This is a genomic window from Micromonospora sp. KC721, from assembly GCF_004348355.1.
Taxonomy (GTDB): Bacteria; Actinomycetota; Actinomycetes; order Mycobacteriales; family Micromonosporaceae; genus Micromonospora.
Genome location: NZ_SMJY01000012.1, coordinates 1 through 19194 on the forward strand (window position 1 = coordinate 1; position 19194 = coordinate 19194).

Below are 19194 nucleotides of genomic sequence, written 5' to 3' on the forward strand. Positions count from 1 at the left end.
GGCCGGGGGCGGGTGCCGGTGCCGGCCTGAGCCGCCGCACCGGAGCCGGTGACCTGCGGCGGCGGTGGCCGAGGGTCCGCCCGACCGGCGGACGGACGGGGGGCGGGGTGGCGACGGCGGACGTGGCCACCCCGCGTACGGCTAGGCTGGCCGGCCGGAGGTGGTGACTGTGCGTCAGACGACCGCCGTGGCGAACGCGGTTGGGCTGGTGGCGGGGTACGCGCTGGACGGGCTTCTCGGCGACCCGGCGCGTTGGCACCCGGTCGCCGGATTCGGTCGGGCGGCCGGAGCCCTGGAACAGCGGATCCACCGGCCCCACCGCACCGCCGGCGCGGTCTTCACCGCGCTCGCGGTGGGCGCACCGGTCCTGCTCGCTGCCGCCGCCACGGTGGCCACCCGGCGGCGTCCCCTGGTCCGGGCCCTGCTGGTGGCGGCCGGCACCTGGAGCGTCCTGGGTGGCCGCACCCTGCGCCGCGAGGCCGACCTGATGGGGGCCGCCCTGCGCGGCGGCGACCTGCCGGCGGCCCGGCGTCGGCTGAACCACCTCTGCGGGCGGGACCCGTCCACCCTCGACGAGCCGGAACTGGCCCGGGCCACCGTCGAGTCGGTCGCCGAGAACACCTCCGACGCCGTGGTGGCCCCCCTGCTCTGGGGAGCGGTCGCCGGGCTGCCCGGCCTGCTCGGTTACCGCGCCGCCAACACCCTCGACGCCATGGTCGGCCACCGTTCGCCCCGGTACGCCCGGTTCGGCACCCCCGCGGCCCGCCTCGACGACGTGCTCAACCTGGTGCCCGCCCGGTTGACCGGCCTGCTCACCATCGCCGTGGCCCCGCTCGCCGACGGGGACCGGAACCGGGCCTGGCGGGTCTGGCGACGCGACCGCAACCACCATCCCAGTCCGAACGCCGGGCAGTGCGAGGCGGCGATGGCCGGTGCCCTCGGCGTTCGGCTCGGCGGTCGCAACGTCTACTTCGGCCGCTGCGAGGTGCGCCCCTACCTCGGTGACGGGCCCCGCCCCGAGGCGCGGCACCTGCGCCGGGCCGCCCTGATCTCCAACGCGGTCGGGCTCGCCGCCCTGGCGCTCGCGGCGGCCTGGCCGGTCACGGGAGGGCGGCTGGTGGGCACGGCCGCCCGGCGGGGACTGCACCGGCTACGCGCGCCGGGCGGGCACGACTCCGCGCGGGTGCGCCTCGGAACGCGGGTGCGCCTGGGAACGGGCGCGGGCCGGGGGAGGGGCCGGTGAGCGGGGGCCTGCTCGTCGCGGGCACCACCTCCGACGCGGGCAAGAGCGTCCTCACCGCCGGCATCTGCCGGTGGCTGCACCGGCGCGGCGTGAAGGTGGCGCCCTTCAAGGCGCAGAACATGTCGAACAACTCCGCCGTGGTGGTCGGCGCCGACGGCCGGGGCGGCGAGATCGGTCGGGCCCAGGCCATGCAGGCGGCGGCCTGCGGCCTCACACCGGACCTCCGCTTCAACCCGGTGCTGCTGAAACCGGGCAGCGACCTGGCCAGCCAGGTGGTGCTGCTCGGCGAGGCCGTCGACACGGTCACCGCCGGCAACTTCCGACAACTGCGTCCGCGCCTCGCCCAGACCGCGTACGCGGCGCTGGCCGAGCTGCGCGCGGAATACGACGTGGTGATCTGCGAGGGCGCGGGCAGCCCGGCCGAGATCAACCTGCGCGCCGGCGACTACGTCAACATGGGGCTGGCCCGGCACGCCGGCCTGCCCGCCATCGTGGTCGGTGACATCGACCGGGGCGGCGTGTTCGCCGCCATGTTCGGCACCGTCGCCCTGCTCGACCCCGCCGACCAGGCGCTCGTTGCCGGATTCGTGATCAACAAGTTCCGGGGTGACCTCGGCCTGCTGCGACCGGGGCTGGACATGCTGCACCGGGTCACCGGCCGACCCACGTACGGGGTGCTGCCCTGGCACCTCGACCTCTGGCTCGACGCCGAGGACTCCCTGGCGTACGGGCGGGTGCTCGGCCGGCCGGCCGCCCCGCACGGCACCGACTGGCTCGACGTCGCGGTGGTCCGGCTGCCCCGGATCAGCAACGCCACCGACGTGGAGGCGCTCGCCACCGAGCCCGGCGTCCGGGTCCGGCTGACCGTCGAACCCGCCGAACTGGCCGCCGCCGACCTGGTCGTACTGCCCGGTTCCAAGTCCACCGTCGCCGACCTGGCCTGGCTGCGGGAGACCGGCCTGGCCGACGCGGTCACCGCGCACGCGGCGGCCGGTCGGCCGCTGCTGGGCATCTGCGGGGGCTTCCAGATGCTGGCCCGGGTCGTGCACGACCCGGTGGAGAGCCGCCGGGGCAGCGTCCCCGGGTTGGGGCTGCTCCCCGTCGAGATCACCTTCGCCGCGCGCAAGACCGTCCGGCAGTCCACCGGGACGGCCGACGGCGTCCCGGTCCGCGGCTACGAGATCCACCACGGCTACGTCTCGGCCGCCGATCCCGCCCTGCCGTCGCTGCTCAGGTACGCCGACGGCAGCGGCGAGGGCGCCCGGCTGGGTACGGTGTACGGCACCCACTGGCACGGCGCGTTCGAGTCCGACGAGTTCCGCCGCCGTTTCCTCACCGAGGCGGCCCGCGCCGCCGGCCGGCACGGCTTCCGGGTGGCCCCCGACACCGCCTTCGCCGCCGTCCGCGAACGTTCCCTGGACCTGCTCGGCGACCTGGTCGAGGAGCATCTGGACACCGACGCGCTGTGGCGGCTGATCCAGTCCGGGCCACCGGCCGGGCTGCCGTTCATCCCGCCCGGAGCGCCCCCCACGACCTGACCGCCGAGCGCACACCGAGGACGGACGGCGCTCGGGCAACTCGCCCACCTCACCGTCAACGGCGCGCGATCGTGGCGGCGCCTCCCGGAGTGACCGGGCCGACGGTCGGCCCGCAACGCCCCGGCGGCGCGGGTCATCAGTGGCGGACGTCGGCCGGTCCGTCGTTGAGCGGCAGCCCCGCCTCCAGCCACGCCTGCACCCCGCCGACCATGTCGGTGGCGTTGCGCAACCCCAGCGCCTGCAGGCTCGCGGCGGCCAGGCTGGAGCTGTACCCGTGCCGGCACACCACGACGACCCCCCGGTCGTAGCCGGTCGCCTCCGGGATGCGCCACTCGCTGGCCGGGTCGAGCCGCCACTCCAGCACGTTCCGGTCGATGACGATCGCGCCAGGCAGCTCACCCTGCTCGCGGCGCTGCGCCTCAGTGCGGGTGTCGACCAGCAGGGCGCCGGCCCGCACCGCCTCGGCCGTCTCCTGCGGGCTCAGCCGGCGCAGCCCCGCCCGGGCCTGTTCCAGTAGGGCGTCCACGCCCGGACTCATCACGTCGTTGAGCACGTCCAGATCATGCCCGTCTCCGGTGTCGCCCGCCCGCGGAACGCCGGCCCGTGACGGTGGAACCAGGCTCCCGGGGGACACCCACTAGCGTCACCTGCGTGACGGTGGCGGTGGTCGAGGCGTACGCGACGCTGGCCCGGCGGGTGCTGGCCCGGCCGGCGCGGTTGGGGCGGACCCGACTGGTGGCCGTCGACGGGCCGAGCGGCGCGGGCAAGAGCCTCTTCACCGCGCGCCTCGCGGACGCCCTCACCCCGCTCGTCGGCGGGCAGCGGCCGCCGGTGGTGCACACCGACGACCTGCTCGACGGCTGGGACGACCAGCTCACCTTCTGGCCCCGACTGGAGCGCGGCGTGCTGGCCCCGCTGCGGGCCGGGCGGCCGGGGGCGTACCACCGCTACAGCTGGGTGCGGCGGGCCTTCCTGCCCCGGGCGGTGCCGGTGCCGGTCGCTGCGGTGCTGCTGCTGGAGGGGGTGAGCGCGGCACGGGCGGCGATCCGGCCGGAGCTCAGCCTGGTGGTCTACGTCACCGCCCCCGCCGAGCTGCGCCTGGCCCGGGCGGTGGCGCGCGACGGCCCGACCGTCCTGCCCGAGCTGCACCGCTGGCACGTGGGAGAACGCATCCACTTCGCCGCGGACGCCACCGCCGCGCACGTGGACCTGGTGGTCGACGGCGCGCCGCGGCTGCCGCACGACGCCGACCGCTACTACCTGCACCTGACCGGCCCGGCGGCGGACAGGGCCGGCCCGGCGGCGGACAGGGCCGGCCCGGCGGCTGACGGGGCGGGTACCGGCCGGTAAGGCCGGCATACGATGCCGGTCATGACCACTTCGATCATGTCCGAGTCCGAGGTCCGGGCCGCCGTCGCGCGGGAACTGCCCGGTGTCCGGGCCGACCTGGAACGCCTCGTCCGCATCCCCGGCATCGCCTTCGAGGGCTTCGACCACTCGCACGTGGAGCGCTCCGCCGAGGCCGTCGCCGAGCTGCTGCGCGGGTGCGGCCTCGACACGAAGATCGTGCGGTCCGGCGGTCAGCCCGCGGTGATCGGGACGAGGCCGGCCCCACCCGGCGCGCCCACCGTGCTGCTCTACGCCCACCACGACGTGCAGCCGGTCGGCGACCGATCGCTGTGGGAGTCCGACCCGTTCGAGCCGGTCGAACGGGACGGCCGGCTCTACGGCCGGGGTGCCGCCGACGACAAGGCTGGCATCATGGCGCACGTCGCCGCGTTGCGCGCCTTCGGCGACCGGCTCCCGGTCGGCGTGGTCCTGTTCGTCGAGGGCGAGGAGGAGTACGGCTCGGACTCGCTGGAGCGGCTGCTCGCCACGCACCGCGACGAGATCGCCTGCGACGTGATCGTCATCGCCGACTCCGCCAACTGGGACATCGGCGTGCCGGCGCTGACCACCTCGCTGCGCGGCATCGTCAACTGCTTCGTCGAGCTGCGTACCCTCGACCAGGCGGTGCACAGCGGCATGTTCGGCGGCCCGGTGCCGGACGCACTGACGGCCCTGGTGCGGCTGCTGTCCACGCTGCACGACGACGCCGGGAACGTGACCGTCGAGGGCCTGGTCGGCCGGGAGGAGGCCAGCGTCGACTACCCCGAGGACCGGTTCCGCGCCGAGGCCGGGCTGGTGGAGGGCGGGTCGCTGATCGGCACCGGGCGGATCACCGACCGGCTCTGGACCAAGCCGGCCCTGGCGATCCTCGGCGTCGACGCCCCCGCCACCGCCGAGGCGCCCAACGCGCTGGTCCCGGTGGCCAAGGCCAAGCTCAGCGTACGGCTGGCGCCGGGCGACGACCCGAAGCGGGCGTACGACGCGCTCCGCGCCCACCTGGAGCGGCACACGCCGTGGGGCGCCCAGGTCACGATCACTTTCGAGCACGACGGTGCCCCCTGCGTCATCGACGCGACCGGCCCGATGTTCGACGCCGCCCGGTCGGCGTTCCGGACCGCCTGGGACGGCACCGACCCGGTCGACATCGGTGTCGGCGGCTCGATCCCGTTCATCGCCACCTTCCAGGAGTTGTTTCCGGAGGCGGCGATCCTGGTCACCGGGGTGGAGGATCCGCACGCCGGGGCGCACGGCCCGAACGAGAGCCTGCACCTCGGCGAGTTCGCCCGGGTCTGTCTGGCCGAGGCGCTGCTGCTGGCCAAGGTCGCCGAGGTTGGCCGGCAGACCGGTTGAGCCGGCCGGCCCTGGACGCCGTCGGGAGGCGGCGCGACCGGTCGTGGTGAAAGCCTCCCGGCCAGGTCGCGGAACGGTAACTTTGGGGCGGATGTCGAGGTTTGCGGTGTGTCGGGTGCGCAGCTGTTATAGCCTTTCGAACATGCGTACGAACGAGGTGATGTCGCGGCTCGAAGCCGCCGTCAGTGCTCTGGGGGACGTCGACGTCTCCGCGTGGCCTGAGGACACGCTCAAGGATCAGCTCGGCGAGCTCTCCGCGGCGCTGGTCGCCCTCGACACGGTGCTCTCCCGGGTCGCCGACGGGGTGCGCGCCCGCGGCCTGCGCATCGAGGAGCCGGTCTCCGCCTGATCACCGGCCACCGCCGGCGGACGACCCGGGTACGGCAATACCCGGGTGGAGTCGGGGGTGGCTGGCAGGATGAGGGCCGTGCGGTTCCTCGACCTGGCAGCCACCTCCGCAGCCGTCGCCGCCGCCAGCGGCCGGCGGGCCAAGGTCGAGTTGCTCGCCGCCGCCCTCCGGTCGCTGGATCCGGCCGAGATGCCGGCCGGTGCCGGTTACCTCGCCGGTGAGCTGCGTCAGCGGCAGACCGGGGTGGGCTGGGCCAGCCTGCGTGACCTGCCGCCCCCGGCGACCGAGCCGACGCTGACCGTCGCGGCCGTCGACGCGGCGGTGGAGGAGATCGCCGCGGTGCGTGGTCCCGGCTCGCAGGCCCGCCGGCGGGCGCTGCTCGGCGCGCTGTTCGCCGCCGCCACCGCCGAGGAGCAGCGACTGCTGGTCGGGCTGTTCCGCGGCGAACTGCGCCAGGGCGCCCAGGCGGGCCTGCTCGTCGACGCCGTCGCCCGGGCGGCGCAGGTGCCGGTCGCCACCGTCCGACGCGCCCTGCTGCTCGCCGGTGACCTGCGCGTCGTCGCGGTTGCCGCGCTCGGCGGGGGTGCCGCCGCGCTGGCCGGGTTCGGGCTTCAGGTGGGCCGTCCGCTGGCCCCGATGCTGGCGCAGAGCGCACCGACGGTCGACGCGGCGGTGGAGGCCACCGGCCTACCGGCGGTGGTCGATGTCAAACTGGACGGCATCCGCATCCAGGTGCACCGTTCGGGCGACAACATCGCGGTCTTCACCCGCAGCCTCGACGAGATCACCACCCGGGTCCCGGAGGTGGTGGCCGCCGTCCGCGCGCTCCCGGCACGGGACCTGGTGCTCGACGGCGAGGCGATCGGGCTGGACGCGGCCGGCCGGCCGCTGCCGTTCCAACAGACCTCCAGCCGGGCCGCCCGCCGCGCCACGCCCAGCACCACCGGTGGCACGCCGGTGGCGCCGGCGGTGCTCGCCGCCGCCCGGACCACCGGCGACGCGGTGCTCACGCCGTACTTCTTCGACCTGCTGCACCTGGACGGGACGGATCTGATCGACCGGCCGGGCCGGGAGCGGTGGGCGGCGCTGGCCGGCACGGTCGACGAGTCGCTGCTGGTGGGTCGGATGGAGGTCGACGACGCCGAGCAGGCCGGCGTGGCCTTCGCGGCGGCGCTCGACGCCGGCCAGGAAGGTGTCGTGGTGAAGGCGCCGGACGCGCCCTACGACGCGGGGCGACGCGGCGCGGCCTGGGTCAAGGTCAAGCCCCGGCACACCCTCGACCTGGTGGTGCTCGCGGTGGAGTGGGGCAGCGGCCGTCGGGAGGGCTGGCTGTCAAACCTGCACCTCGGCGCGCGCGACCCGCGCACCGGAGGCTTCGTGATGCTTGGCAAGACGTTCAAGGGCCTCACCGACGAGCTGCTGCGCTGGCAGACCGAGCGGTTCCTCGCCCTCGCCGTCGAACGCGGCGACTGGGTGGTGCGGGTCCGCCCCGAGCAGGTGGTCGAGATCGCCTTCGACGGGGTGCAGACCAGTTCCCGCTACCCGGGTGGGGTGGCGCTGCGGTTCGCCCGGGTGGTTCGCTACCGGGAGGACAAGACCGCCGCCGAGGCGGACACCATCGACATGGTCCGGGCCATCCACGCCGGCCACGCCGGGGGGTGACCGGTTGGGTCAGACCGGTGTGGCCGGTTCGGCGGCCCGGTCGACCGGGCCCGCCGGCCGATCGGGTCCGGCCGCGCGGTGCGCCTCCCGACGGGCCACCCAGGCGTACCCGACCAGCGTCATCCCCGCGAAGATCCACCACTGGACGACGTAGCCGAGGTTCTGCCAGTTGTTGGTGTGCCCGATCGACACCGCCTTGAAGGTCGGGTCCTGCGCCGGAGTCTGCTCGTCGAGCAGCAGGTACGCCCCGTACACCGGGTAGGGCAGCTCGGCGGCGAGCTTGCCGACGGTGATCCGGCGGGTTTCCAACCGGCCGTCGCGCCGCTGCACCCCACTGCCGCCGGTCTCGGTCGGGTGCACCCGCCCCACCACGGTCACCTCGCCGGCGGGTAGGGCCGGCACCCGCGGCGGGGTCATCGCCCCGGCGCCCGGCAGGGGCGGTATCCAACCCTGGTCGACCAGCACGGCGGTGCCGTCGGCGAGGAGCAGCGGGACGACCACCTCGAAACCCACGGTGCGGTCCACCGTCCGACCACGGACCAGGACCACGTTCGTCGGGTCGTACCGGCCGGTGACGGTGACCCGGCTCCACTCGTCCTGCTCGGCGGGGGCCGGGCCGGCGGTGCCCGCGCCGCCGGTGGGGGCCGGCACCCGGTCGCCCAGCGGCGTGGCGGCCCCCCGGCTGCCGGCGTCGATGCGCTCGTTGACCGCCGTACGTTCCCGGTAGCGGTCCAGCTGCCAGTTGCCGAGCAGCACCATCACCGCGGCGGCGACCAGAGTCAGCGCGAGGATGCCCAGCCAGCGTGGGGTCAGCAGGAACCGGTACACAGCACGAGGCTACCCGGACGGTCGCCGGCACCCGTCGTGACGGCCCTCGGTGCCGTCCGCCCGGTGGCCGCCACCGGTTGATCCGGGCGGGTATGGTCACGCGAGCGGACCACACGGGTGCTTCCTCCCGGTCGTCCGTGCGTCACTTCCTGTCGCCTGCGAGGAGTCGATGATGACCGCGGTGCCGCGCCTCGTGCTCAGCGCGCCGTCCTCCGGACACGGCACGAACGCCCTCGCCGTCGGTCTGCTCGCCGCGCTCGCCGAGCGGGGCGTCCCGGTCGCCGGCTTCAAGGTCGGGCCGGACCATGTCGACGCCGCCTACCTGGGGCTGGCGGCCGGTCGCCCCGGGCGGAACCTGGATCCCCGGCTGGTCGGCGTGGACCGGCTCGGGCCGATCTTCGCGCACGGCGCGGCCAATGCCGGCCTGGCCGTGGTCCAGGGCACCATGGGCCTGTACGACTCGGTCTCCGGCCGGCCGGACGAGGAGTCGACGGCGGCGGTCGCCACCGCGCTGCGTAGTCCGGTGGTGCTGGTGGTGGACGTGGCCGCGATGGGTCAGTCGGTGGCCGCCCTGGTGCACGGTTTCCGGTCGTACGACGAGCAGCTCTGGCTGGCCGGGGTGATCCTCACCCAGGTCGCCTCCCCGCGGCACGAGACGATGCTCCGTGAGGCGCTCGACGACATCGACGTGCCGGTCTACGGCGCGCTGCGCCGCCACGAGCTGCCGCCGGTGCTGCCCGCCCGCCGGCACGGGGTGCTGCCGGTGGTCGGGCAGGATCCCGAGGCCGCCCGGGCGGTGCGTCGGCTCGGCGAGGCGGTCGCCGCCACCGTCGAGCTGGACCGGTTGCTCGCCCTGGGCCGATCCGCGCCAGCCCTGTCGATTCCGGCCTGGTCGGCGACGGGCGAGCTGGCGGCCCTCGTGTCCGGGCCGGGAGCCGGCGGGGCCGCGGTCGGTGGTGCTGCGGTCGGGCCGGGGATCGGTGGCGACGCCGTCGCCTCGTCCGCCCCGGTGGTCGCGCTGGCCGGCGGGTCGGGCGGCGGCTTCAGCTACCCGGAAACGGCCGAGCTGCTGCGGGCCGCCGGTGCCGAGGTGGTCACCCTCGACCCGCTGCGCGACGAGGCGCTGCCCGCCGGCACCAGGGCGTTGGTGATCGGGGCCGGTCTGCCCGAGGTGTGCGCCCGGGATCTTTCCGCCAACCGCCGGCTCTGCATCGCGGTGGCCGAGCTGGCCCGCACCGGCCGCCCGGTGGTCGCCGAGGGCACCGGCCTGCTCTGGCTGTCCCGGGAGCTGGACGGCCTACCGATGTGCGGGGTGCTGGACGCGACCGGCGTGACCCGCGACGGCCTGGTGGTGGGCTACCGGGAGGCGACCGCCCGTACGGCCAGCGTGGTCGCCGAGGCGGGCGCGACCGTGCGGGGCTACAAGCAGCACGCGGCGGTGCTCACCCCCCGCGCCGGAGAGCATCCGGCGTGGGACTGGGGTGGTGGCGCGCCGGAGGGTTTCGTCTGGCGGGGGGTGCACGCCTCGCAGCTCGGCCTGCACTGGGCGGCGGATCCGGCGATGGCGGCCCGGCTGGTCGCGGCGGCCCGGCAGGCCGAGGGCGTCGGGGCTCCGGCGTGATCGGGCAGGTGGCGGTGCGCCGCTTCCCGGAGCTGACCGTCTCCACGCCGCGTACGGAGGTGCGCCAGCTCGTCGCGGCCGACGCGAAGGCGGTGGACGAGGTCTTCGCCGACCGGCAGACCCAACGGTGGCTGCCGGTGGCCGATCCCACCGGGCGCATCGACGGGCTGGCCTGGTGCACCGACCTGGCCCGGCAACGCCGGGACAGCGGCGACGGCGACCACTACGCGGTGCTGCGCCGGGAGGACGACCGGGTGGTCGGCTGCCTGTGGACCAGGCGCACCGACTGGGGTGCCCGGCTCACCGAGGTGTCGTACGCCCTGGCCCCGCACGCCCGCGGCTACGGCCTGGCCGCCGAGGCGGTGGACGCGCTGGCCATCGCGCTGATCCTGGAGCACGGTTTCCAGCGGGTGGAGCTGCGCGTCGCGCCGGGCAACACGGCGTCGCGCCGGGTGGCCGAGAAGGCCGGGTTCAGCTACGAGGGGCTGCTGCGCAACGCGGGTTTCGTCCGGGGCGCCCGGGCCGATCTGGAGCTGTGGTCCCTGGTCGCCGCCGACCTGCACTGATCGGGCGGGTGGTGTTGGGCGTGCGGGCGGCCTTGGGCGGGACGCGCGGCCGGGCAGCCGGTGGTGCCGCGACGGCAGGCATGCCGGGGGCTCCATGGCAGGAACCGCACCATTCCCGTCACGGAGCCCTCGACCGCTCCCGGTCACCCCACGATCTGATCAGACGGTGGGGTGAACTGGCGGACCGGTGTGCCCTTGAGGGCCGCCTTGAGGGTGTTGGCCACCGCCTGGATGGGGATCTGGGACTGCCCGTCACCCACGGCGTTGAACGGGTTGTCCGGGTCGGCGATGAAGCTGGCCGCCGCGAGTTCCGGGGTGTAGCCGACGAACCAGGCCGTACGGGTGCTGTCCGTGGTGCCGGTCTTGCCGGCGACTGGACGGCCCACCGTGCCCCGGACGCTGTCCGCGGTCGACCAGCCGCCGCAGCTTCCCCTGGCCGGGGTGTCGCCGGTCGGGCACCGGGCGGCGTCGGTGGCGGCGCGGGCCGCGTCGGCGCTCACCACCTGCCGGCACCGCGGCTTGGCCACCTCGCGTTCGATCCCGCTGGCGGTCCGGTAGGTGGCGGGTGTGCCGTCCCGCTTGGTGATCGAGTTGACCGGGATCGCCTCGCAGTAGCGCCCGTCGGCGGCGACCGCGGCGTACGCGTTGGCCATCTCCAGCGGGGTGGCGTCGGAGACGCCCAGGGTGAACGCGCCCCACTTCTTGGCCTTGGCCGGCGAGGCGTGCTCGCGGTCCACGTCGGTACGCCAGCGCAGGCCGAGCTGTTCGGCCATGCGCACCGCCCGGTCCGCGCCGACCTGCTCCTCCAGCCAGACGAAGTAGGTGTTCACCGACTTGCCGAAGCCGGACCACATGGTCTGCCGGCCGGTCATCGCGCCGCTGGCGTTGGACGGCGACCAGCCGTCGTACACCTCGGAGTGGTAGCGGTGCGGCGAGTCGAACGCGGTCGACAGTGGCATGCCGGCGTCGAGGGCGGCGAGCATCGGGAACATCTTGAACGTCGAGCCCGCCTGGTAGCCGGGGAGGGTGCCGCCACCGAGCAGGGGTGCGACCGTGTTCGGGTAGTTGGCCTTGATGTTCGGGCCGGCCTCCGGATTGGAACTGGGGCCGTTCTCGCTCAGGTCCAGTGAGTAGTTCCGGTTGACCGCCATCGCCTTGATCCGGCCGGTGCCCGGCTCGGCGACCACGATGCCGTTGGCGAACGGGCTGCCGACGTTCTCCTTGGCGCCGACGTTCTGCTCGGCCGCCGCCTGGACCTTCGGGTCGAGGGCCAGCACGATCCGGTAGCCGCCGCGGCGTAGTTTGTCCATCCGCTCCAGCCGGTTCTGGCCGAAGGCGGGCTGCGCGCTCCACCAGTTCTTCACGTAGTCGCAGTAGAAGCCCCAGGTGACGTGCTTGGTATTGATGGCGGCGCAGTCGTTGGCCGGGACGGTGACCCTGGTGCGGATCGGTTCGGCTTTGGCCGCCGCGGCGGCGTCCGGCGACAGGTAGCCGAGTTGCGCCATTCGGTCGAGCACGTAGTTGCGCCGTCCGGTCGCGGCCTTCTTGTCCGAGGTGATCGGGTCGTACTCGGACGGGGACTTGACCAGCCCGGCGAGGGTGGCCGCCTCGACCGGGGTGAGGGTGGCCGGGGTCTTGGAGAAGAAGATCTGCGCGGCGGCGTAGATGCCGTACGCCCGGTGACCGAAGTACGCCGAGTTGAGGTAGCGCTCCAGGATCTCGTCCTTGGTCAGCTCCTCCTCGATGTCCAGCGCCATGCGCATCTCCTTGATCTTGCGCATGCTGGTCTGCTCGGTGGCCTCCTGGACCTCCTTCGGGCTGGTGGCGCTGTCCCGCAGCGCCATCCGGACGTACTGCATGGTGATGGTGGAGGCGCCCTGGGAGACGCCGCTGGAGTGGGCGTTGGCCACGAAGGCGCGCGCGACGCCCTTCGGGTCGACGCCGCGGTGCTGGTGGAAGCGGTTGTCCTCGGCGGCGATGATCGCCTGCTGGATGTTCGGCGACATGTCCGACAGCTTCGTGTACTGCCGGTACTCCTCGTAGAACATGGTCAGCACGGTTTTGCCGTCCGGAGCGTAGAGGTACGACGTCTCGGCCGGCATGGCGGTGCGCAGAATGTTGGTCTTGTGCTCCAGGGCGTGCGCGGTGGCCTTGGCGCCCAGGCCGGTGGCGGCGGCCAGTGGATAGGCCAGCGCGGCGACGACGAGGCCGGTGATCAGGCCGGCACGCAGCAGTGGGAGGGAACGACCAGCGGCGGCGAGGGGTCGGTAGCTCACGGCCTCAAGTTATGACATTTCCGATTCGTCCATGAGAAGAACTCATGAACGAGATGACGTGGTGACGTGGCCCACGGTGGGTCCGGCTGTGCAGTGGGACGGCTTCCCGGCAGGATGCCGGACATGCGTGGGCAACTGATCGGCGCGGAGCCGGCCGTCGAGGACGGGCCGGCCACCCCCGGCGGCCCGGAGCCGGCCGTCGGGGAAGGTCCCGCCACCGGCGGCCCGGAACCGGGCAGCGCCAGCGTCGAACCCGACCTCGCCCACCACGGCGACGCCGAGGCCACCCCCGGCCTGGTCGACCTGGCGGTCAACGTCCGCCGCGACCAGATGCCGGACTGGCTGGCCGACCCGGTCACCGCGGCCCTGGCCGACCTGGCCGCGTACCCCGACTCCCGGCCGGCCCGCGCGGCCGTCGCCGCCCGGCACGGCCGTCCCCCGCAGGAGGTGCTGCTCACCGCCGGCGCCGCCGAGGGGTTCGTGCTGATCGCCCGCGCGCTGACCGGGGTACGCCGACCGGTGGTGGTGCACCCGCAGTTCACCGAGCCGGAGGCGGCGCTGCGGGCCGCCGGGCACACCGTCGAGCGGCTGCTGCTCGACCCGGACGAGGGCTTCCGGCTCGACCCGGCGCGGGTGCCCGCCGACGCCGACCTGGTGATGATCGGCAACCCCACCAACCCCACCTCGGTGCTGCACCCCGCCGCCGACCTGGCCGCGCTGGCCCGGCCCGGCCGGGTCCTGGTGGTCGACGAGGCGTTCGCCGACACCACCCTCGCTGCGGGCGTCGACGGCGAGCCGGAGTCACTGGCCGCCCGACGCGACCTGCCCGGCCTGGTGGTGGTCCGCAGCCTCACCAAGACCTGGGGCCTGGCCGGCCTGCGCATCGGCTACCTGCTCGGTGAGGCCGCGCTGCTGGCGCGCTTCGCGGCCGGGCAGCCACTCTGGGCCGTCTCCACCCCGGCGCTGGCCGCCGCCGCCGCGATCGCCACCCCGGCCGCCGTCGCGGCCGAGCGCGCCATCGCCGCCCGACTCGCCGCCGACCGCGACCACCTCGTCGCCCGCCTGGCGGCCCTGCCCGGGGTACGCGTGGCGGGCCGCCCGGCCAGCGCCTTCGTTCTGATCCACCTGCCCGGCGCGGACCGGGTACGTGAGACGCTGCGCGAGCGGGGCTGGGCGGTGCGCCGCGGCGACACCTTCCCGGGGCTGGGCTCCGACTGGCTTCGGGTGGCCGTCCGGGACCCGGCCACCTCCGACGCGTTCACCCGGGTACTGCGCGAGATCCTGGAGGCATGATGTTGGAAACCACGATCGCGGCGATCCGGCCGCTCGACGAGCCGGCGGTGGCCGCCGCCCGGGACCTCCAGGCGCGGTTGACGAAGCCGGCCGGCTCCCTCGGCGCCCTGGAAGACCTCTCGGTGCGCCTCGCCGGGCTGGCCGGGACCTGCCCGCCACCACTGCCCGAGCCGGCCGCGGTCGCGATCTTCGCCGGTGACCACGGTGTGCACGCCCAGGGCGTGACCCCCTGGCCGCAGGAGGTCACCGTCCAGATGATCGGCAACTTCCTGGCCGGCGGTGCGGTGGTCAACGCCTTCGCCCGGCAGGCCGGTGCCACGGTTACCGTGGTCGACGTCGGTGTCGCCACCGTCCCGCCGGTCGGTGCCGCCGAGGTGTCGGTGGGGCCCCGGCTGGTGGCCGCGAACGTCCGCCGTGGCACCCGGGACATGACCGTCACCGCCGCCCTCACCCGTGACGAGGCTCGGGCGGCGGTGGAGACCGGCGTCCGGGTCGCCGACGAACTGGTCGACGCCGGTGCCGGCATCCTGCTGACCGGCGACATGGGTATCGGCAACACCACCCCTTCCGCCGCGCTGATCGCCGCCTTCACCGGCGTCGACCCGGCGGCGGTCACCGGGCGTGGCACCGGGGTCGACGACGAGACGTACCAGCGCAAGATCGACGTGGTGCGGGCCGCGCTGCGCCGGCACCGGCCCGACCCGGTAGACCCGCTGGGCGTGCTGGCCGCCGTCGGTGGGCTGGAGCACGCCGCGCTGGTCGGCCTGATCCTGGGCGGTGCCGCCCGCCGCGTCCCGGTGCTGCTGGACGGCGTGATCGCGGCCAGCGCCGCGCTCGCGGCGGCGGCCTTCGCCCCGGACGCGGTCGGCGCGATGGTGGCCGGTCACCGGTCGGCCGAGCCGGGCGCGAGTGTCGCGCTGCGCCACCTCGGGCTGGACCCGCTGATCGATCTCGGGCTGCGCCTCGGTGAGGGCACCGGGGCGCTGCTGGCGCTGCCGGTGGTCACCGGCGCGGTGCGGGTGCTGCACGAGGTCGCCACCTTCGATGCGGCGGGGGTCTCGGAGAAGTGACCGCCACTCCCTATCCCCTCGGGTTGCGCCTCACCGGCCGCCGGGTGGTCGTGGTGGGCGGGGGAGCCGTCGCCACCCGGCGGGTGCCGGCGCTGCTCGAGGCGGGCGCCGACGTGTTCCTCGTCGCGCCGGAGCTGACCCCTGCCCTGCGCGCGCACGTCGACGCCGGTCGGCTGCACTGGGCGCCCCGCCGCTTTGAACCGGATGACCTCGACGGGGCCTGGCTGGTCCAGGTCGCCGTCGACGACCGGCTCGCCGCCGCAGCGGTCAGCGCCGCCGCCGCCGAGCGGCGCGTCTTCTGCGTACGCGCCGACGATCGGGCCGCCGCCACCGCCTGGACCCCGGCGGTGACCCGGCACGGCCCGGTCACCGTGGCCGTGTTCGGCGGCGGGGATCCGCGCCGGGCGATGGGTGTCCGTGACGCGGTGCGCGAGCTGCTGACCGTCCGAACCGGGCTGGTCGCGACGGCGTCCACCGGGGTCGAACCCGGGCGGGTGGCGTTGGTCGGGGCCGGCCCCGGCGACCCCGAGCTGATCACCGTCAAGGGATGGCGGCTGCTCACCGAGGCGGACGTGGTGGTGGCCGACCGGCTCGTTCCCGGGCTGCTGCTCGACGAGTTGCGCCCCGACGTCGAGCTGGTCGACGCCTCGAAGATCCCGTACGGGCCGTCCCGCGCACAGGAGGAGATCAACCGGATCCTGGTGGAGCGGGCGCTGGCCGGGAGGTTCGTGGTCCGGCTCAAGGGGGGTGACCCGTACGTCTTCGGCCGCGGCGGCGAGGAGTTGCTGGCCTGCGCCGCCGCCGGCGTACCGGTGACCGTGGTTCCCGGGGTGACCAGCGCGATCGCCGTGCCGGCGGTCGCCGGCGTCCCGGTCACCCACCGGGCGGTGGCCCACGAGTTCACCGTCGTCTCCGGGCACGTCGCTCCGGACTCACCGGACTCGCTGGTGCGCTGGGCGGCCCTGGCCGACCTGCGCGGCACCCTGGTGGTGCTGATGGGTCTGAAGAACCTGGCGGCGATCACGGCCACCCTCGTCGGCCACGGCAAGGACCCGGCCACCCCGGTCGCGGTGATCCAGGAGGGCACCACCGGCACCCAGCGCACCCTGCGGTCGACCCTCGGCGCGGTGGCGACGGACGTGGCGGTGGCGGGCCTGCGTCCGCCCGCCATCGTGGTGATCGGCGACGTGGTCGGCGCGCTCGACGGGTGACCCGCTCCGCCCCGCCCTGAAACGGAGTGGACCTGCCGGGAGAAGACGGCGGGCCCCGGACCGCGGTCCGGGGCCCGCCGTCTTCGGTCGGTCACTGCTTGAGCATGTTGTCCAGCAGCAGCGCGCAGCGGACCAGGCCCAGGTGGCTGTACGCCTGCGGATGGTTGCCCAGGCCACGTTCGGCCAGCGGGTCGTACTGCTCGGGAAGCAGTCCCGTCGGGCCGGCGGTGTCGACCATCTGCGTGAACAGCTCCTCGGCGTCGGTACGGCGACCGGTGCGCAGGTACGCCTCGACCAGCCACGCCGTGCAGATGTGGAAGCCGCCCTCCCGACCGGGCAGGCCGTCGTCCCAGTGGTACCGGTAGACGACCGGGCCGCTGCGCAGGTCCGCCTCGATCCGCAGCACCGTGGAGAGGAAGCGCGGGTCGTCGCCGGGGAGCAGCCCGGACAGGCCGATCCAGAGCGAGGAGGCGTCCATGTCCTCGTCGCCGTACGCGACGCTGTACGCCTCGACCTCCTCGTGCCAGCCGTTCTCCAGCACGTTGGCGCCGATCCGGTCCCGCAGCTCCACCCACTCGGGCCGGTCCTCGCCACCGTGCTGGCGTACCACGTGCAGCGCCCGGTCCACCGTCATCCAGAGCATCACCTTGGAGAAGACGTGGTGCCGGGGCGGCAGGCGGGCCTCCCAGATGCCGTGGTCGGGCTCGTGCCAGCGGCGACGGACCGCCTCGACCATGTTCTCCAGCACCCGCCACTCGTCCTCGCGGACCGAGCCTCGGGCGTCGGCCACGGCGGCGATCAGATCGGCGACCGGCCCGAACACGTCGAGCTGGAGCTGGTGGTTGGCCAGGTTGCCGACCCGGACCGGCCGGGAGCCGGCGTACCCGGGCAGGGTGTCGATGACCGCCTCGGCACCCAGCTCGTAGCCGTCCACGGTGTAGAGCGGGTGCAGCCGCTCCGGGTGCCCGCCGGTGCGTTCGATGACGCCGTCGATCCAGCGCAGCAGCCCCTCGGCCTCCTCGGTGGAGCCGAGGTCGACCAGCGCGCGAGCGGTCATCGCGGCGTCGCGCAGCCAGCAGTACCGGTAGTCCCAGTTCCGGACGCCGCCCAGTTCCTCGGGCAGTGAGGTGGTGGCGGCGGCCAGGATCGAACCGGTGGGTTGGTGACAGAGCCCGCGCAGGGTGAGTGCGCTGCGGGCGACCAGTTCGCGTTCGGTGTTCGGCAGCCGCAGCGAGGCCACCCAGTCCTTCCACGGCCGCTCGGCCGCGGCCTGCCGCTCGTGGACCGGCACCAGGTGGTGCTCCAGGCTGTGCGTGCCGAAGCGCAGCTCCAGCACGACCTGCCCACCGGCGGCGCGCAGGTCGACCACGGCCCGCGCGGTCTCGTACCCGCCGTCGTTGCCGACCTCCCACTCCACCCCGGGGGCGTACAGCGACACCGGCTCGTTCGAGCCGAGCACCAGCAGGCCGTCGTCCATCGGCTGGAGCTGGACCTGAACCTGCCCGAACTCGGGACGGGGAGCGAACTCGATGCGGGCCCGCCCGGTGCCGGTGAGCACCCGGACCAGGATGGAGTCGCCGCTGACCACGGCCGGGCCGTCCGGGGTGGTCTCGGTGGCCGGCAGGTCCAGCCAGTCCGTGACGGTCAGGCCGGACCAGCGGGTCTCCACGGTCATCGTGCCGCTGCGGTAGCGCTGCCCGAGCGGGATGCCACCCTTCTCCGGCCCGACGGTGAAGTGACCGGCCGGGCTGCCGCCGACCAGGTCGGCGAAGATCGCGGCCGAGTCGGGCTTGGGGTGGCAGAGCCAGGTGACCTTGGCCTCGGGGGTGAGCAGGGCGACCGTCCGGCCGTTGGCCAGCATCGAGTGCCGTTCGATCGGCACGGCCCGCTCGCCGAAGAGCCAGTGCCGCCGGGTCTCCAGCAGCAGGCCGAGCGCCCGGGCCGCGTCGAGCGGCTCGGCGACCCGGAAGTGCGCCTGGGTGTCCCCGGGACCGATCTTGATGCCGATGTCGGGACCGTGCAGGTTGCCGAAGGCGTTCTCGTCGGTGACGTCGTCGCCGATGAACAGCACCGCGCTGGCCGACAGCTGGGTACGCAACTGGTCGACCGCGGTGCCCTTGTGGGTGGCGACCACCGACAGTTCGATGACCTCCTTGCCCTGGGTGACGGTGACGTCCGGCCAGGTCGCGGGGCCGTTGCGGACCGCCTCGACGGCCGCGGCGGCGACCTGCGGGTCCACCCCGCGGGTGTGGACGGCGACGCTGGCCGGTTTGCGCTCCAGCCGGATCCCGGGATGGGCCACGGCGATCTCGCGCAGCGCGTCGCGCAGCCGGGTGCGGACGGCGACCAACTCGGGGGAGAGCCGCTCGACGAAGCCGATGTCGAACTCGGAGCCGTGGCTGCCGACCAGGTGCACCTCGCTGGGCAGCCGGGACAGCGCGGCCAGGTCCCGCAGCGCACGACCGGAGACCACCGCGACGGTGGTCTGCGGCAGCGCGGCGAGGGCGCGCACCGCGGCCACCGACTCCGGCAGCGGTACCGCCTTGCTCGGGTCCGCGACGATCGGCGCGAGCGTGCCGTCGTAGTCGCAGGCGACCAGGAGCTGCGGCACCCGGGCGATCCGCCCGATGGCCGCGCGCAGCTCGGGATCCATCGTCCCCGCGGGCGGGGTCACGATGTCGATGGCGGCGCTCACAGGGTCACCTCGGTTCGCGACTGCGGGGCTCGCAGGGTCGGCTCACTCCTCGCGCTCACAGGGTCACCTCGGTTCGCGACTGCGGGGCTCGCAGGGTCGGCTC

General features: G+C 74.7%; 15 protein-coding genes. 11 read left to right on the plus strand and 4 right to left on the minus strand.

The window, feature by feature from the left end; genetic code table 11:
• Window positions 1-169: 169 nt before the first annotated feature.
• A complete protein-coding gene (locus tag E1182_RS03900) occupies window positions 170-1243 on the plus strand; it encodes a cobalamin biosynthesis protein (protein WP_132261239.1) in 1074 nt (357 codons plus the stop codon).
• Window positions 1240-2781 carry a cobyric acid synthase gene (locus E1182_RS03905; RefSeq protein ID WP_132261240.1) on the plus strand — a complete coding sequence of 514 codons (1542 nt, stop codon included), beginning with the start codon at window positions 1240-1242 and terminating at the stop codon, window positions 2779-2781. The genes E1182_RS03900 and E1182_RS03905 overlap by 4 nt, the downstream gene beginning before the upstream one ends.
• A 136-nt stretch (window positions 2782-2917) precedes the next feature.
• Here the strand turns inward: E1182_RS03905 and E1182_RS03910 are convergent, their stop codons facing one another.
• Complete coding sequence (locus tag E1182_RS03910) at window positions 2918-3319, minus strand: rhodanese-like domain-containing protein (protein WP_132261286.1); 402 nt, start codon at window positions 3317-3319, stop codon at window positions 2918-2920.
• Between the two features lie 65 nt (window positions 3320-3384).
• Between E1182_RS03910 and E1182_RS03915 the strand changes: the two genes are divergently transcribed.
• The 4 genes from E1182_RS03915 (at window position 3385) to E1182_RS03930 (ending at window position 7531) form a co-directional block, all read left to right on the plus strand.
• Window positions 3385-4131 (plus strand): uridine kinase, encoded by a 747-nt coding sequence (locus E1182_RS03915; RefSeq protein WP_371687509.1) that lies wholly within the window; start codon window positions 3385-3387, stop codon window positions 4129-4131.
• A 36-nt stretch (window positions 4132-4167) separates the two neighbouring features.
• Window positions 4168-5520: a dipeptidase gene (locus E1182_RS03920; RefSeq protein ID WP_207921263.1), complete on the plus strand. Its 1353-nt coding sequence runs from the start codon at window positions 4168-4170 to the stop codon at window positions 5518-5520.
• Window positions 5521-5662: 142 nt separating this feature from the next.
• Entirely contained in the window at window positions 5663-5869 is a 207-nt protein-coding gene (locus E1182_RS03925) for a hypothetical protein (RefSeq protein WP_132261242.1), read from the plus strand.
• 69 nt (window positions 5870-5938) lie between these two features.
• Window positions 5939-7531, plus strand: a complete 1593-nt coding sequence (locus E1182_RS03930; RefSeq protein ID WP_243706025.1) for an ATP-dependent DNA ligase — start codon at window positions 5939-5941, stop codon at window positions 7529-7531.
• Window positions 7532-7540: 9 nt separating this feature from the next.
• Here the strand turns inward: E1182_RS03930 and E1182_RS03935 are convergent, their stop codons facing one another.
• Window positions 7541-8359, minus strand: coding sequence for an SURF1 family protein (locus tag E1182_RS03935; RefSeq protein WP_132261243.1), 819 nt, complete (start codon window positions 8357-8359; stop codon window positions 7541-7543).
• 172 nt (window positions 8360-8531) lie between these two features.
• On the opposite strand from E1182_RS03935, the gene E1182_RS03940 reads away from it, so the two are divergent.
• Entirely contained in the window at window positions 8532-9980 is a 1449-nt protein-coding gene (locus tag E1182_RS03940; protein WP_132261244.1) for a cobyrinate a,c-diamide synthase, read from the plus strand.
• Window positions 9977-10546 (plus strand): GNAT family N-acetyltransferase, encoded by a 570-nt coding sequence (locus E1182_RS03945; RefSeq protein ID WP_132261245.1) that lies wholly within the window; start codon window positions 9977-9979, stop codon window positions 10544-10546. The genes E1182_RS03940 and E1182_RS03945 overlap by 4 nt, the downstream gene beginning before the upstream one ends.
• A 143-nt stretch (window positions 10547-10689) precedes the next feature.
• Here the strand turns inward: E1182_RS03945 and E1182_RS03950 are convergent, their stop codons facing one another.
• Entirely contained in the window at window positions 10690-12822 is a 2133-nt protein-coding gene (locus tag E1182_RS03950; RefSeq protein WP_132261246.1) for a transglycosylase domain-containing protein, read from the minus strand.
• Window positions 12823-12945: 123 nt separating this feature from the next.
• Between E1182_RS03950 and cobC the strand changes: the two genes are divergently transcribed.
• Genes cobC through cobA form a run of 3 tightly spaced genes read left to right on the plus strand, consistent with a single transcriptional unit; the run spans window position 12946 to window position 16396 of the window.
• Entirely contained in the window at window positions 12946-14115 is a 1170-nt protein-coding gene (cobC, locus tag E1182_RS03955) for an Rv2231c family pyridoxal phosphate-dependent protein CobC (protein WP_132261247.1), read from the plus strand.
• Window positions 14115-15185, plus strand: coding sequence for a nicotinate-nucleotide--dimethylbenzimidazole phosphoribosyltransferase (gene cobT, locus E1182_RS03960; RefSeq protein WP_132261288.1), 1071 nt, complete (start codon window positions 14115-14117; stop codon window positions 15183-15185). Before cobC ends, cobT begins: the two co-directional genes overlap by 1 nt.
• Window positions 15182-16396, plus strand: a complete 1215-nt coding sequence (cobA, locus tag E1182_RS03965; protein WP_132261248.1) for a uroporphyrinogen-III C-methyltransferase — start codon at window positions 15182-15184, stop codon at window positions 16394-16396. The genes cobT and cobA overlap by 4 nt, the downstream gene beginning before the upstream one ends.
• A 91-nt stretch (window positions 16397-16487) precedes the next feature.
• Here cobA and otsB read toward each other — a convergent pair whose 3' ends face one another.
• Window positions 16488-19049 carry a trehalose-phosphatase gene (gene otsB, locus E1182_RS03970; protein ID WP_371687510.1) on the minus strand — a complete coding sequence of 854 codons (2562 nt, stop codon included), beginning with the start codon at window positions 19047-19049 and terminating at the stop codon, window positions 16488-16490.
• Between the last annotated feature and the right edge of the window lie 145 nt (window positions 19050-19194).